Annotated in this window: 12 protein-coding genes and 2 pseudogenes; 9 read left to right on the top strand and 5 right to left on the bottom strand. The window is 64.5% G+C overall.

Annotation, left to right across the window (positions count from 1 at the left end):
- Positions 1-39: 39 nt before the first annotated feature.
- Positions 40-1,398 (bottom strand): aromatic ring-hydroxylating dioxygenase subunit alpha, encoded by a 1,359-nt coding sequence (locus IVB19_RS34970; RefSeq protein ID WP_204513152.1) that lies wholly within the window; start codon positions 1,396-1,398, stop codon positions 40-42.
- 112 nt (positions 1,399-1,510) lie between these two features.
- Between IVB19_RS34970 and IVB19_RS34965 the strand changes: the two genes are divergently transcribed.
- A complete protein-coding gene (locus tag IVB19_RS34965) occupies positions 1,511-2,296 on the top strand; it encodes an IclR family transcriptional regulator domain-containing protein (RefSeq protein ID WP_018456046.1) in 786 nt (261 codons plus the stop codon).
- A gap of 90 nt (positions 2,297-2,386) precedes the next feature.
- Here the strand turns inward: IVB19_RS34965 and IVB19_RS34960 are convergent, their stop codons facing one another.
- Complete coding sequence (locus tag IVB19_RS34960; RefSeq protein WP_018456047.1) at positions 2,387-2,779, bottom strand: group II truncated hemoglobin; 393 nt, start codon at positions 2,777-2,779, stop codon at positions 2,387-2,389.
- Between the two features lie 12 nt (positions 2,780-2,791).
- Positions 2,792-3,712: pseudogene (locus tag IVB19_RS34955) on the bottom strand (shikimate kinase); the annotation flags it as partial.
- Between the two features lie 140 nt (positions 3,713-3,852).
- On the opposite strand from IVB19_RS34955, the gene IVB19_RS34950 reads away from it, so the two are divergent.
- From IVB19_RS34950 to boxB, 4 genes are all read left to right on the top strand, one after another.
- On the top strand, positions 3,853-5,394 hold the full coding sequence (locus IVB19_RS34950; protein ID WP_247295964.1) for a benzoate-CoA ligase family protein: 1,542 nt from the start codon (positions 3,853-3,855) through the stop codon (positions 5,392-5,394).
- Between the two features lie 52 nt (positions 5,395-5,446).
- Positions 5,447-6,268 (top strand): alpha/beta fold hydrolase, encoded by an 822-nt coding sequence (locus IVB19_RS34945; protein ID WP_018456050.1) that lies wholly within the window; start codon positions 5,447-5,449, stop codon positions 6,266-6,268.
- Positions 6,269-6,340: 72 nt separating this feature from the next.
- Complete coding sequence (boxC, locus tag IVB19_RS34940) at positions 6,341-8,029, top strand: 2,3-epoxybenzoyl-CoA dihydrolase (protein ID WP_247295966.1); 1,689 nt, start codon at positions 6,341-6,343, stop codon at positions 8,027-8,029.
- Between the two features lie 123 nt (positions 8,030-8,152).
- On the top strand, positions 8,153-9,589 hold the full coding sequence (gene boxB, locus IVB19_RS34935; protein ID WP_026233075.1) for a benzoyl-CoA 2,3-epoxidase subunit BoxB: 1,437 nt from the start codon (positions 8,153-8,155) through the stop codon (positions 9,587-9,589).
- A gap of 110 nt (positions 9,590-9,699) precedes the next feature.
- Here boxB and IVB19_RS34930 read toward each other — a convergent pair whose 3' ends face one another.
- Both IVB19_RS34930 and IVB19_RS34925 read right to left on the bottom strand, forming a co-directional pair.
- Entirely contained in the window at positions 9,700-10,500 is an 801-nt protein-coding gene (locus tag IVB19_RS34930; protein ID WP_018456053.1) for an SDR family oxidoreductase, read from the bottom strand.
- A gap of 124 nt (positions 10,501-10,624) precedes the next feature.
- On the bottom strand, positions 10,625-11,683 hold the full coding sequence (locus IVB19_RS34925; protein WP_018456054.1) for a polysaccharide deacetylase family protein: 1,059 nt from the start codon (positions 11,681-11,683) through the stop codon (positions 10,625-10,627).
- Between the two features lie 164 nt (positions 11,684-11,847).
- Between IVB19_RS34925 and IVB19_RS34920 the strand changes: the two genes are divergently transcribed.
- The 4 genes and pseudogenes from IVB19_RS34920 to IVB19_RS34905 all read left to right on the top strand — a co-directional run bounded on the left by IVB19_RS34920 (position 11,848) and on the right by IVB19_RS34905 (position 15,180).
- On the top strand, positions 11,848-13,242 hold the full coding sequence (locus tag IVB19_RS34920) for an OmpA family protein (RefSeq protein WP_018456055.1): 1,395 nt from the start codon (positions 11,848-11,850) through the stop codon (positions 13,240-13,242).
- A gap of 2 nt (positions 13,243-13,244) precedes the next feature.
- Entirely contained in the window at positions 13,245-13,541 is a 297-nt protein-coding gene (locus IVB19_RS34915) for a membrane protein (protein WP_018456056.1), read from the top strand.
- A 120-nt stretch (positions 13,542-13,661) separates the two neighbouring features.
- A complete protein-coding gene (locus IVB19_RS34910; RefSeq protein ID WP_018456057.1) occupies positions 13,662-14,252 on the top strand; it encodes a TetR/AcrR family transcriptional regulator in 591 nt (196 codons plus the stop codon).
- Positions 14,249-15,180 (top strand): annotated as a pseudogene (locus IVB19_RS34905) (haloalkane dehalogenase). Before IVB19_RS34910 ends, IVB19_RS34905 begins: the two are co-directional and overlap by 4 nt.
- Positions 15,181-15,185: the final 5 nt, after the last annotated feature.

The raw sequence follows: 15,185 nt of genomic DNA, 5'->3' as shown, positions 1-15,185 counted from the left end.
GGAGCCGCCGTCTCGCCTCGCTAGCGGCGAACTGCATTATCACTCCGCCGCCGTCAGGCGATGCACGTTGTCCGCGATCTCCTTCGGCACCGGCGCCGTCCACGGCGCGCTGCGGCGGCGCTTGACGTCGACTTCCATCCAGTAGATCTCCCAGCCTCGGGTCGGCCCGATGCCGTCCATGGTCGCCGGACCCTGGATCGAACGTGCGGTGGCCTCGTCGAGATGCAGCATCGGCTTCTCGCCGCCTGCGACCTTCTCGATCTCCTGCCGCAGCAGGCGCCGGTACTGCACGATCGCCTTGTCGCTCGTGCCGAGGTGCTCCCGGGTGCGGTCCTGGATCGCGCCCATCGATTCCACCGCCCACTGGTCGTGGACGTTGATGTCGGTGCCCATGCCGGTATAGGTCGCCGTCTGCTGCTCGTGCGGATCGAAGCCGTAATCGTTCGTCCCGTTCTTGCGCGATTTGTAATCCGGCAGCTCATAGAGCTCGAGCCGCTGGTCGCGCATCTTCTGCTTGTCCACGGGGTTCGAATAACTGGTGAAGATCGCGTACCAGTAGCAGTTCTCGTCGTCGACCGGCACGTGCCACTGTGTGATCGTCATCTCCGTGCTCATGGGGATGACGAAGCCGTGCGGAAAGAGCTGGTTGGTGACGCGCACATGGGTGCGCTCCTCGTCGATCTCGCGCAGCGCGATCAGCCGCAGGCCGTATTCGGTGTGCTCGACATTGATGATCGGGCGGTCGTATTCGCGCAAAATCTTCGTCATCGGCAAGTCGCTGCCTGCCGATGTGCCGCGGAACTGCTTGCCGTAGGCCGTCGAGGTGTCCTCGTCCTCGAAAAAGCGATGCAGATAGGAGGCGTGCGCGGGGTCGATGCCGACTTCGAGCGCCTGGAGCCAGTTGCAGGCCATGTGGCCTTTGAACGCGAAGGTGTGCGTGCCGGGCGCGACGAAGCAGTCGAGCTCGGGAAATGCCGGCGGCTCGCCCTCGCCGAGATAAGCCCAGAGGATGCCGCTCTTCTCCACCACAGGGTAAGAGCGCTGACGGATGTTCTGGCAGAGCTTTGAGTCCTTCGGCTCCGCCGGCGTCTCGATGCATTGCCCGGTGGCGTCGAACAGCCAGCCATGGAAGGCGCAACGCAGGCCGCCATGCTCGAGCCGTCCGAAGGCGAGATCGGCGCCGCGATGCGCACAGTGGCGATCGATCAGGCCGTAACGCCCCGTCTCGTCGCGGAACAGCACCAGGCTTTCGCCGAGCAATCTGACGGGACGGATCGGTCGATCGCCGTCGAGCTCGTCCACCAGCGCCGCCGGCTGCCAGTAGCTTCGCATCAGCTTCCCGCAGGGGTCCTTCGCACCGGTGCGGGTGATCAGGTCGTTCTGCTCCTGGCTCATCATGGCGAGTGCATCCTTTATGGAATGGCGTTTGTTCGCCTATTGAACGAATGGGCGAATTATGGCATGCCTTGACGCGGCAGCAAGCACTATTTTGCACGAATGACCCGACACCATGCCCAAGCTGAAGCGAAGCGAGAGCGACGAACGCGCGACGGATTTCGTCGAGAGCCTCGATCGCGGGCTGCGCCTGCTGCAATGCTTCGGCATCACGGCCGGCCCGATGACGCTGAGCGATCTCGCCCGTGCCGCTGAGCTTCCCCGCGCCACCGCGCGGCGCATGCTGTTCACGCTCCAGCGCGGCGGCTTCGTCAGTGGCGACGGGAAGCTGTTCTCGCTGACGCCACATGTGCTGACACTCGCCGCGTCGTATCTGCGGTCGAGCCAACTCGTCACGGTCCTGCAACCGGTGCTCGACCGCGTCGCGACAGCGGCCAACGAAATCTCCTCGCTCGCGGTGCTCGACGGCGATGAGGTCGTGTTCATCGCGCGCAGCAGTCCGGCGCGGATGTTCTCGGGCGGATTGGAAATCGGCTACCGGCTTCCGGCCTTCTGCACTTCGGTCGGCCGCGCCATGCTCGGTCAACTCGACGATGCCGAGCTTGCTGCGCGCCTGACGGCGACGAAGCGCGAAGCGCTGACGCCGCAGACGGTAACCGATCCCAAGGTGCTGCTCGCGCGCACCGTCGCCGATCGCGCGCAGGGCTATTCGCTGGTGGACCGCGAGGCCGAGCCGCATTTCCGCTCGATCTCGGTCCCCGTCCGCCGCTACGACGGCGTGATCGTCGCCGCCATTAACATGGGCGCGCACGTCGATCGCGTGCCGGCGCAGGAATTGATCGAGCGATTTTTGCCGCTGTTGCGTGAGGGCGCGGAGGCGTTGCGGTCGCAACTCTTGTAGCCCGGGTGAGCGAAGCGATACCCGGGAAAGTCATCGTGAAGACCCGGATGTCGCTTCGCTCATCCGGGCTACGCGCCCGTGCAAAAATCACTAGCGGTTGCGCATCCAGTCGGCGAGGCCGGACAACGCCTTGTCGAGGTCCTGCCGCGCTGCGGCGTCCACAACCGTCTCCTCCAGCGCACCGCGCATGCAGAGCATCCACGCGTCGCGCTCGGCATCGCCGATGGCAAAGCCGATGTGGCGCTGGCGCAGCCGCGGGTGGCCCTTCTCGACCGAATAGAGTTTCGGGCCGCCGGTCCATTCGGTGAGATAGCGCTTCAGCACATCCCTGATCAGGCCGAGGTCGTCCGCATGCATCGCGCGGATGATCTTCGCCTCCGGCAGCGTATCCATCCGGTCGTAGAAGCGATCGACCAGTCGATCGATCGTGGCGCTGCCGCCGATCCGCTCGAACATGGCGATTGCGACGTCGCTCTCGGTCATGGGAGTTCGGACCTACAGCGCGACGCTGCGCAGCCCGAAGCTGCGCGCTTCGTTCTGCAGCACCGGCCGGACCGCATCAACCAGGCGCGCCGCGGCGGCATCGACGGACAGCCCCGCCGTGTCGACCACCGCCGTCGCGCGCGCATATAGCGGCTCGCGGCTCAAGAGGATGTTGCGCAGCTCCGCCATCGCGGAGCGGTCGTCGGCCATCGGGCGCAAATCGCCCTGGCGGCGGACGCGGGCCATGTGCTCCTCGGGCTCGGCCTTCAGCCAGATCGTGTAGAACGACGACAGGATCTGGTCGAAGGTCAGAGGTTCGGAGACGATGCCGCCGCCGGTCGCCAGCACCATCAGCTCGTTGCGCGCGAGCAGCTGCTGCAGCGCCGCCTGCTCCATGCGGCGAAAGCCTTCCTGGCCGTAGAGCGCGATGATCTCGGCGACCGACAGCCCGTTCTGCTGCTCGATCTCCTTGTTGAGCTCGACAAAGCTCCAGCCGACCTTCTTCGCCAGCATCCGCCCAAGCGTCGATTTGCCGGCGCCGCGCAGGCCGATTAGCGCGATGCCGCAGAACGGCGCGCGCCGCGGCGCGGAGGCGCTGCCGCCTGCGAGCAGATCTTTTGCTTGTGCGACCTGCGCCGGCGTCGCCTTGCGCAGGAGATCGCGAAACATCTGCCAGTCCGGGGTCGGATCGGCCGAGGGAAGCAGGTCTTCGAGATGCGCGCCCATCGCGTCGGAGACGCGGCGCAGCAGCACGATGGAGACGTTGCCCTTGCCGCTTTCGAGCTGCGCGATGTAGCGCTCCGATATTCCTGATACCTTAGCGAGCACCTTGCGCGACATGCCGCGCAGCGCGCGCATGGTGCGCACGCGCTGGCCGAGCTGTTCGAGAAATCGGGATTCGGCGTCGGGACTGTCGGTCATGGACTGCGGATCATGGGCCTGCTTGAGCGGATGTCTTCTTTTAAAGAGGTCCTGCGGCGCGTATTAATGAAACATAGTGCCTGCTGGCATTGACAGCAAGCCGAGGCGGTGTCTTTCTATGAATTATAATTCTAAATTCAGGGGAGAAGTCCGTGAGCGAGGGATCCTATAACGCGGTGACCTGGCTGCTCGACCGGAACGTCGAGGAGGGACGCGGCAACAAGCTCGCCTTCGACGACACCGTCTCACGCCTCACCTATGGCGAGCTCCAGCGCGAAACGCGGCGCGCCGCCAACATGCTGCGCCGGCTCGGGGGCCGCCGCGAAGAGCGCGTGGCCATGATCATGCTGGATACGGTCGACTTCCCGATCGTGTTTCTGGGCGCGATCCGCGCCGGCATCGTGCCGGTGCCGCTCAACACGCTGCTGACATCAGATCAATACGCCTACATCCTCGCCGATTGCCGCGCGCGCGTGCTGTTCGTCTCGGAAGCGCTCTATCCCGTCATCAAGGACGTCGTCGGCCGCATGCCGGATCTGGAGCATGTCGTGGTCTCCGGCGCCAAACAGAACGGCCACAAGCAGCTCGCCGAGGAGATTGCGGACGAGAGCGATCAGTTCACCACCGCCGCCACCCATTCCGACGAACCGGCATTCTGGCTGTATTCCTCAGGTTCGACCGGCATGCCCAAGGGCGTGCGGCACATCCATTCGAACATGCAGGCGACCGCGGACACTTATGCGAAGCAGGTGCTCGGCATTCGCGAGAACGACGTTTGTCTTTCCGCGGCAAAGCTGTTCTTCGCATATGGCCTCGGCAATGCGTTGACCTTTCCGATGTCGGTCGGCGCCAGCGTGGTGCTCAACAGCGAACGGCCGACGCCCGCACGCATGTTCGACCTGATGAACCGCTACAATCCCTCGATCTTCTACGGCGTGCCGACCCTGTTCGCGGCGATGCTCAACGACGAAGCGATGAAGAGCGAGCGCGGCGGCAAGTCGCTCCGCATCTGCACCTCGGCCGGCGAGGCGCTCCCGGAGTCCGTCGGCAACAGCTGGAGGGCGCGCTTCGGCGTCGATATTCTCGACGGCGTCGGCTCGACCGAGCTGTTGCACATCTTCCTGTCGAACGCGCCCGGCGACATCAAATACGGCTCCTCCGGCAAACCGGTGCCCGGCTATGCGGTGCGGCTTGTCAACGAGGCCGGACAGGATGTCGCCGACGGCGAGGTCGGCGAGCTCCTGGTCGATGCGCCCTCCGCCGGCGAGGGGTACTGGAACCAGCGCCACAAGAGCCGCCGCACGTTCGAGGGGCCGTGGACCCGCACCGGCGACAAATATGTCAGGGATTCCGAGGGCCGCTATACCTTCTGCGGCCGCGCCGACGACATGTTCAAGGTCTCTGGCATCTGGGTCTCGCCCTTCGAGGTCGAGAGCGCGCTGATCACGCATCCCGCCGTGCTGGAAGCTGCCGTCGTGCCCGAAGCCGATCCGGAAGGTCTGCTGAAGCCCAAGGCCTTCGTCGTGCTGCGCCCCGGCGCGACGACGGCGGGCCTGCAGGAGATGCTTAAGGATCACGTCAAGCAGAAGATCGGCCCGTGGAAATATCCGCGCTGGATCGACGTGGTGGATTCCTTGCCGAAGACGGCGACGGGGAAGATCCAGCGGTTCAAGCTGCGGGACGGGGCGAATTGACAACAGGTCGTCATGGCCGGGCTTGACGACGGAGAGAGAAGAGCGACAGAGCATGACCAACCTCGCCCCCACCGGCTTCCTCAGCATCGGCGACGCCAGCCTCGAATACAAATGGCTGGCGCCGCAATCCGCCGATGCACCGACCATCGTCATGCTGCATGAAGGCCTCGGCTCGGTCGGGCTCTGGGGTGACTTCCCCGAGAAGCTGCGAGAGGCGACCTCCGCCGGCATCTTCGTCTATTCGCGCGCGGGCTACGGCCAGTCGAGCAAGGTCGCGCTGCCGCGGCCGCTCGACTACATGCAGCGCGAGGCACTCGACGTGCTGCCGAAGATCCTCGACGCGATCGGCTTCAGGCGTGGCCTGCTGCTCGGCCATTCCGACGGCGCGTCGATCGCGACGATCTATGCCGGCGCGCATCAGGATCATCGCCTGAACGGCCTCGTACTGATCGCGCCGCATTTCATCGTCGAGGACATCTCGGTGAAGTCGATTGCGGACATCAAGACGGCATTTGAGACCACCGACCTGAAGGCAAAGCTCGCGCGCTGGCACACGGACGTCGACAACGCCTTCTACGGCTGGAACGCCGCCTGGCTCGATCCCAAATTCCGCGACTGGGATATCTCGGAATATCTCGCTTATATCCGCGTTCCCGTCCTGATCCTTCAAGGCGTGGACGACCAATACGGGACGCTGCGTCAGGCCGAGATCGCGCAGCACGAATGCTATTGCCCGGTCGATTTGAAAGTCATGTCAGGCGCGGCGCATTCTCCGCATCGCGAAGCTCCGGGAGCGACGCTTCACGCGATTGAGCAATTTGCAGCAGCGGCCCTAGGAGAGGACATGCAACAAAATGCATGTATGGGCCGTTAAAGTCTAGACGCGCGCAACAATATGCATTATTGTGCATCTAACGGTAAACCAAGACGAACTCAAGGGTGGCCCATGGCCGAGGAAGATCGGCGCCTCGCAGGCGGCGCGACATTCATCGATTTCCAGACCGAGCCGTCCCGCTACCGGCACTGGAAGCTCGCGGTTGACGGTGACGTCGCCACCCTGACCATGGACGTCGACGAGAATGGCGGCCTGTTCGAGGGCTATCTGCTCAAGCTCAATTCCTACGATCTCGGCGTCGACATCGAGCTTGCCGACGCGGTCCAGCGCCTGCGCTTCGAGCACCCCGAGGTGAAGGTCGTGGTGATGCGCTCGGCCAAGAACCGCGTGTTCTGCGCCGGCGCCAACATCCGCATGCTCGCCGGCTCGACGCATGCCCACAAGGTCAATTTCTGCAAGTTCACCAACGAGACCCGCAACGGCATGGAAGACTCGTCGGAGAATTCCGGCCAGCGCTTTATCACCGTCGTGAACGGCTCGGCCGCCGGCGGCGGCTATGAGCTCGCGCTCGCCACCGACTACATCATGCTTGCCGATGACGGCGCGTCCGCCGTCGCCTTGCCCGAAGTGCCGCTGCTGGCGGTGCTGCCGGGCACCGGCGGCCTCACGCGTGTGGTCGACAAGCGCAAGGTGCGCCGCGATCACGCCGATTTCTTCTGCACCATCGAAGAAGGCGTGAAGGGCAAGCGCGCCGTGCAATGGCGCCTGGTCGACGAGATCGCGCCGAACAGCAAGCTCGAAGGCAAGGTTGCCGAGCGCGCCAGGGAATTCGCCCAGGCCTCGAAGCGCAAGGGCAGCGGCAAGGGCATCGCGCTGACGCCGCTCAAGCGCATCATCGATGAGACGAGCATCCGCTACGGCTTTGTCACCGTCGACGTCGACCGCGCCGCCCGCATCGCCACGATCTCGATCAAGGCGCCTGAAGCCGCGCCGCCCGCCGATATCGACGGGATGATGGCGCAGGGTGTCGCGTTCTGGCCGCTCCAGGTCGCGCGCGAACTCGACGACGCCATCCTGCATCTGCGTATCAACGAGCTCGAGATCGCGATGCTGGTGTTCAAGAGTCACGGCGACCGCGCCCATGTGCTCGCCTGCGACGCCTTCCTCGAAGCCAACAAGGCGCACTGGCTGGTCAACGAAATCAGGCACTACTGGAAGCGTGTCTTGAAGCGCATCGACGTCACCTCGCGCACGCTGGTGACGCTGGTCGAGCCCGGCTCCTGCTTCGCCGGCACGCTCGCCGAGCTCGTCTTCGCCGCCGACCGTTCCTACATGCTGATCGGCACGCGCCAGGGCGACAACCGCCCGCCGCCGTCGATCGAACTGTCAGCGATGAATTTTGGCCCGTATCCGATGAGCCATGGCCTGACGCGGCTTCAGTCGCGCTTCCAGGCCGATCCGTCCGATGTGGAACGCGCGGAAGCCACGACGGGCACCGCGCTGGACGCCGAGCAGGCCGAAGAGCTCGGTCTCGTCACCTTCGCACTCGACGACATCGACTGGGACGACGAGGTCCGCGTGTTCCTGGAGGAGCGCGCCAGCTTCTCGCCCGACAGCCTCACCGGCATGGAAGCCAACCTGCGCTTCGTCGGCCCCGAGACGATGGAATCGAAGATCTTCTCGCGCCTCACCGCGTGGCAGAACTGGATCTTCCAGCGCCCCAACGCGGTCGGCGAGGAAGGCGCGCTGCGCCGCTACGGCAGCGGCCAGAAGCCGAAATTCGATATGACGCGAGTGTAGAGCGCGAATGGAGAGTGGCGAATAGCGAATAGAGACGTCATTCGCCTCGCTATTCGCGATCCCACAATTCGATGCCCGCGATTTAATGAACTAGTCCCACACGGGAGGTCTTCCATGAACATCATGAACGTCGACTACTCGACCAAGATTCCGAACAACGTCAATTTGGCCGAAGACCGCCAGGTGCTCAAGGCGCTGGAAGGCTGGCATCCCGGCTACATGGACTGGTGGAAAGACATGGGGCCGGAAGGCTTCCAGGAATCGCTGGTGTACTTGCGCACCGCCTATTCGGTCGATCCGCGCGGCTGGGCCAAGTTCGACTATGTGCGGATGCCCGAGTATCGCTGGGGCATTCTCCTTGCTCCCCAGGAAGAGAACCGCGTCGTGCCGTTCGGCGAGCATTTTGGCGAGCCGGCCTGGCAGGAAGTCCCGGGCGAGTATCGCGCCATGCTGCGCCGTCTGATCGTGATCCAGGGCGACACCGAGCCCGCCTCCGTCGAGCAGCAGCGCCATCTCGGCAAGACCGCGCCCTCGCTGTACGACATGCGCAATCTGTTCCAGGTCAATGTCGAGGAAGGCCGTCACCTCTGGGCGATGGTGTACCTGCTGCAAAAGTACTTTGGTCGCGACGGACGTGAAGAGGCCGACGATTTGTTGCGCCGCCGCTCGGGCGACGCCGACTCGCCGCGCATGCTGGGCGCCTTCAACGAGGCGACGCCGGACTGGCTGTCCTTCTTCATGTTCACCTACTTCACCGACCGCGACGGCAAGATGCAGCTGCACTCGCTTGCGCAGTCCGGCTTCGATCCCCTGTCGCGCACCTGCCGCTTCATGCTGACGGAAGAAGCGCACCACATGTTCGTCGGCGAGACCGGCATCACCCGCGTCGTGCAGCGCACCTGCGATGCGATGCGCGAAGCCGGCATCACCGATCCCACCGACATCGCGAAGGTCCGCGCGCTCGGCGTGATCGACCTGCCGACCATTCAGAAGAAGCTGAACCTGCACTATACGCTGTCGCTCGATCTGTTTGGCTCGGAAGTCTCGACCAACGCGGCGAACGCCTTCAACACCGGCATCAAGGGTCGCTATCACGAGACCCAGATCGACGACGATCATCAGCTCAAGAACGCCACCTATCCGGTGCTGAAGTTCATCGACGGTGAGATCAAGCTCGTCGACGAGCCGGCGCTGACCGCGCTCAACATGCGCCTGCGCGACGATTACAGCCAGGATTGCGTCAAGGGCATGCTGCGCTGGAACAAGGTGATCTCGACCGCGGGCTACCAGTTTCAGCTCAAGCTGCCCAACGTCGCCTTCCACCGCCATATCGGCGAGTTCAAGGGCATCCACGCGACGCCCGACGGCATTTTGATCGACGATGCCACCTGGGCGAAGCGCAAGGACGAATGGCTGCCCTCGACCGCGGACGGCGACTTCATCACCTCGCTGATGCAGCCCGTCACCGAGACCGGCCAGTTCGCCTCCTGGATCTCACCGCCGAAAGTCGGCATCGACAACAAGCCCGGCGATTTCGAATATGTGAGGATCGAGTCGTAAGGGCCGCCAGCGAGGCGCGACGGCCGCGCTACATACTCACCTGTCGTCCCGGCGAAGGCCGGGACTACACCGGAGTGTGAGGTGAGGGCGTCGTGCTGACGCGCCCCCGCCTACCCCGCGATCTCCAGCCCCGCGTTCGCGTACACCACGCCGCCATCCACCGCGATGGTGTTGCCGACCACGTAGTCACCCGCGCGCGAGGCGAGATAGATCGCCACGCCGGCCATGTCCTCGTCGGTTCCGATCCGCCGCGCCGGAATGCGCTTGGCGACCTCGTCCGAATGGTCGCGCGCAGCCCGGTTCATGTCGGACTTGAACGCGCCGGGCGCGATCGCGGTGACGTTGACGTTGTCCTTGATCAGTTTCGTCGCCATGCGCCGCGTCAAATGGATCACCGCGGCCTTGCTCGCGGCATAGGAGTAGGTCTCGCCGGGATTGACGAAAATGCCGTCAACCGAGGCGATGTTGATGACCTTGGCGGGCCGCTCATGCGAAGCCGCCGCGCGCAGCGGCTTGGCCAGCGCCTTGGTCAGGAAGAACAGCGACTTGACGTTGAGGTCCATCACCTTGTCCCAGCCGCTTTCGGGGAATTCGTCGAACTCCGCGCCCCAGGCAGCCCCTGCATTGTTGACGAGGATGTTGAGCTTCGGCTCCAGCTTGATGATTTCGCGAGCGAGCCTGTCGCAGCCGTCGACGGTCGAGATGTCGATCGGCAGCGCGATGCACTCACCGTCATATCGGCCTGACAGCTCTCTCGCGGTGGCCTCGCAAGGTCCTGCCTTGCGCGCGGTGATGTAGACCTTCGCGGCTCCCGCGCTGAGAAATCCCGCCGCGATCATCTTGCCGATGCCGCGCGAACCACCGGTCACCAGCGCGACGCGGCCTTTGAGCGAGAACAGATCGTTGAACATGGTGCCTCCCTTGGTGTTTGGCGACGTTTTGAGCGGGGTAGGGAGGGGAGTCAAGGAAAGTGCCGCATCGTCGTCCTGGCTTTCGCCATGCGACGTCCGAGTTCGGGCAGCCAAGACGGAGAGATTAAGCCGCCGCGATCCTGCGGAAGCCGTTCCACATCGCGGTCGCGGCGCCCGAGGTCAGCACCGGCAGAATCCGCGTGTCCTGGTAATTGCCGTTGAGCGAGACCCGTGGCAGCGCCGTCATGCGGCCGGCGTCTTCGGCGAACAGCATGCCGGGCCGCGTCGTCACCGCGGTCTTGAAGCCGGCGGATGCAGCGAGCACGAATTCACGCTCGCCCGCCGCCTCGCGATCGCCATAGGGATAGGCCAGATGTTGAACGTTGCGGCCGAGCGCCTGCTCGATCCGCGCGCGGCTCACGGCCATCTCCTGCGTGGCGATCGCTTCGCTTTGCTTGGCGAGATTGCAATGGCTGACGGAATGCGCGCCGATCGTGACCAGGGGATCGGCGGCAAATGTCTTCACCTCGTCCCAGGACAGGCAGAGGCTGCGGCACAGCGCGGCCATGTCGACGCCGTACTTCGTGCAGAGCGCCTCGATCTCGCGCTTGAGATCGTGCTCGCCGGGCAGTGCGCGCAACCAGTCGTGCAGGCGATCGAACGCCACCTGCTTGGCGGCTGGCGTCGTCGCATCGAGCCGCAGCGCGGCATTGCCGATCGTCACCTCGATCTGCTCGGTCTTGGCGATCACGGCCTCCAGCGCCTCCCACCACAGCCGGCCCGTCCCCTCCGCGAAATCGCTGGCGACATAGACCGCCAAGGGCGCGTCAAATTCGCGCAGAACCGGCAGCGCAAAATCGAGATTGTCGCGATAGCCATCGTCGAGCGTGAAGGCGGCGAAGCGGCGGTCGAACCGGCGCCGCACCAGCCGCTCGTGCAGCTCGTCCATGCTGACGATGTCGATCTCGCGCGCGCGCAGGTGGCGCAGTGTGGCACGCAGGAATTCGGGGGTGACTTCGAGATGCCGGTTCGGCTGGAACGCCGCGCCGCGGGCCGGCCGCACGTGATGCAGCATGAATATGGCGCCGACGCCCGACAAAAGCGGACGCAACAGGTGGTGGGCGCCGCTGAAATAGAGTGCTTCCAGCCCGGCGCGGATGACGTTGTTACGGAGTTGTTTCATGACCCGCTGGCGGACTTTGGCATTCCGCTTTCAACTTACGGAAGAACCCTTGAAGAAAAAGTTATTCCAATTGTCCAGGCCCGGCCTTCGGAAGGGCGTCATTTCCGGTTTGACAGCCTGCCAAGGGTTTGTTTTGTCTCCGGTTCCAGAGTTCGGGTCGTCGAATGCACAAGCTTTTCAGGTGGGCCAGCAAATGGTGGCCGGGGCTGATCCCCTTGGCCGTCATGTGGGGATTTGCGGCCTGGAATAACACTTTGCCGGTCGAGGCGGACCTTTCCGCCCGCAGCTCGGCGGCGCTAAAGGATACCGTTCTGGACAAGACCCGGATCGCGGTGGATGGCCGCGACGTCAGCCTGGCTGCGGACGCGTTTTCTGAGGAGGGGCGCCGCGACGCTGTTGTGGCGGTCGAGACCGTCCCCGGCGTGCGCCTGGTCGACGACCGGACCCGCCTCGTGCCCGAGGCAAAGCCCTTCGTCTGGAACGCCGAGCGCGACGTGGTGCGGGTGACGCTGTCAGGCTCCGCGCCCCTGCCGTCGATGAAGGGCCGCCTGACCGAGGCGGCCCGCAAGGAGGTCGGCGGCACCGAGGTGGCCGATCAGATGGGTTTGGCCCGCGGCGCACCGCCGCGGTTCGAGGCGGCTGCGATGCTGCTGCTCGACCAGATCGGCAAGCTCAAGGACGGCAAGATCACGATCACAGACACCAAAGTCACTCTGTCAGGGATGGCGCGCGATCTCGGCGGCCGCGAAGCGGTCGCAGCGGCCCTTAAAAACCTGCCCGAGGGCTTTTCGATCGCCGCCAACGATGTCAAGGCGCCGCCTTACGTGTTCCAGGCTTACAAGGATCCGGTGGCCGCGACGGTGACGCTGACCGGCTATGTTCCCGACAACAATGTCCACGCGGCCATCGCCACCAGCGCGTCGCGGAAATTCTTCAACGAAAAGGTTGTCGACAATCTCAAGGCCAGCGTCGGCGCGCCCGGCTCCTTCAGCCCCGCCGTGGTCGCAGCGCTCGGCGCGCTGTCGCGACTGTCGACCGGCACGCTCGTCGTGTCCGACCGCGAGGTGAAGCTGTCGGGCGATGCGCTCTATGAAGGTGCCGCCAACGACATCCGCGCAGGCCTCGGCAAGGATTTTCCGAAAAACTGGCAGTACAAGCCGGAAATCACGGTGAAACCCGCGGCCGGGCCGGTCGACGGCACCGTGTGCCAGCAATTGTTCTCCGAGCTCTTGGCCAAGGCCAAGATTCGCTTCGGGGCGAAGCGCGCCGAGATCGATCCGGATTCCGCCGGCATTCTTGATCATCTGATCGAGACGGCATTGCGATGTCCCACCACCAATATCGAGGTCGCCGGGCATACCGATGCCGACGGCGAGGATTCCTTCAACCAGGCACTGTCGGAGAAGCGCGCGAAGGCGGTGATCGACTACCTGGTCAAGGCCGGCTTGCCTGGCAACCGGTTCACCGCGGTCGGCTACGGCAGCACGCAGCCCGTCGCCGGCAATGACAGCGAAGACGCCAAGGCGCAGAACCGCCGCATCGAATTTCTGGTGAGGTGACGATGCCCTATCTCGTCTCGTTCCATCTGGGCTGGCTGATCGGCTCGCTGCTGCTCGGCTTCTGCATGGGCTGGATCTCGGTGGTCCAACGCGGCAACGGCACCTCGAAGGTGACCGCGCGCTGGCTCGCCGTGCTTGTTGCCGGCCTGGTCGCGGCCTCGTTCGCGCATGTGGTCCCCGGTCGCTTCGGCTACTGGCTCGACCTCGGCCTGGTCATGTTCGCCTGCTACCTCGTCGGCGGCGGCATCGGCGCCTGGCTGCGCGACCGTGTGGTCGCGCGCAGCATGCCACCGGCCTGAGCGGCTGAGCTGAGAGGCAAACGCGCGCCCGCTATCGCGCTCATCAACTTGCGCTGCCATCAGATTTCCAGGGCGACAAAGCGCGCTTGACAATAATACGTACGTACGTATTATAATGCCATGCCCAAGCCCTCGCTCAAAGACGCCATTCTCGACGCCGGCCTGAAGGTCATGTTTCGGACCGGCTATCACGGCACCAGCGTGCGCGACGTCACCACTGCTGCGGGCGCGCCGCAGGGGTCCTTCACCAATCATTTCCGCTCCAAGGAAGCGTTCGCCTCCGAGGTGCTCGACCGCTACTTCGAGATCACAAGGGGGCTGGTCGCCGAGGCGCTCGACGACACCTCGCTGACCCCGCGGGCTCGGCTGAAGCGCTACCTGGACATCATCATTGGCCGGCTCGAAGCGGACGGCTACGGCCGCGGCTGTCTGATCGGCGATCTCAGTCTGGAGGCGACCGGCAGCAGCGAGATGCTGCGCGCGCGCCTTGCGGCCATCTTTGCTGAATGGCGCATGCCGTTCGCCGCCTGCATCAGGGATGCCCAAACCAGCGGCGAGATCGCATCCGATTTCGAGCCCGAGGAGCTCGCAGACTTCCTGCTCGCGTCCTGGCAGGGCGCGATCCTGCGCATGAAGGTCGACCGCAATCCCAAAGCGCTCGAACGTTTCAAGAGCATCGCATTCCAAACCGTGTTCAAGGAGCTGACATGACCAAGCAGATCGACATCAAGCTTCGCAAAGCGTCCGTCCTCGGAAGCGGCATGGCCTATCGTGAGGCAGGCGCGCAGAACGCGCCGGTCGCGCTCTTCCTGCACGGCAATCCGACGTCCTCGCACATCTGGCGCAACATCATGCCCCTGGTGTCACCGGTCGCGCATTGCCTCGCGCCCGACAACATCGGCTTCGGTCAGTCCGGCAAGCCCAACATCGCCTATCGCTTCTTCGACCACGTCCGCTATCTCGATGCCTTCATCGAACAGCGCGGCATTACGTCGGCCTATCTGGTCGCGCAGGATTGGGGCACGGCGCTCGCATTTCATCTTGCGGCGCGCCGGCCGGATTTCGTGCGCGGCCTTGCCTTCATGGAATTCATTCGTCCGATGCCGACCTGGCAGGACTTCCACGACACCGAGGTTGCCGCAGAGCAGGAGCATGCCGAGGCGGCGCGGGCGGCCTTCCGTAAATTCAGGACGCCGGGCGAGGGCGAGGCGATGATCCTCGAGGCGAATGCCTTCGTCGAGCGCGTGCTACCCGGCGGCATGGTCCGCAAGCTCAGCGATGACGAGATGGCGCCCTATCGCGCGCCGTTTCCAACACCAGAGAGCCGCCGGCCCGTTCTTGCACTTCCGCGCGAACTGCCGATCGCAGGCGAGCCCGCTGACGTTTATCAGCTCTGCAGTCCGCGCATGCAGCGCTGGCCGCGTCGTTCTATCCAAAGCTCCTGTTCACCGGCGAGCCCGGAGCTCTGGTCTCACCGGAATTTGCCGAACGGTTTGCAGCCTCCCTGAAGCACTGCGCGCTGGTTCGTCTCGGCGCCGGCCTGCATTTCCTCCAGGAGGATCACCCCGAGGCGATCGGGCGCTCCGTCGCCGGCTGGATCGCGGGCATCGAGGCAGTGCGCCCGCAGCTTGCGGCCTGAGCAGA

The sequence above is a fragment of the Bradyrhizobium sp. 187 genome (assembly GCF_023101005.1).
In the GTDB taxonomy this organism is placed as follows: domain Bacteria; phylum Pseudomonadota; class Alphaproteobacteria; order Rhizobiales; family Xanthobacteraceae; genus Bradyrhizobium; species Bradyrhizobium canariense_D.
The sequence above is the reverse complement of the archived record's forward strand: the minus strand, read 5'-3'. Positions and strand labels throughout refer to the sequence as shown.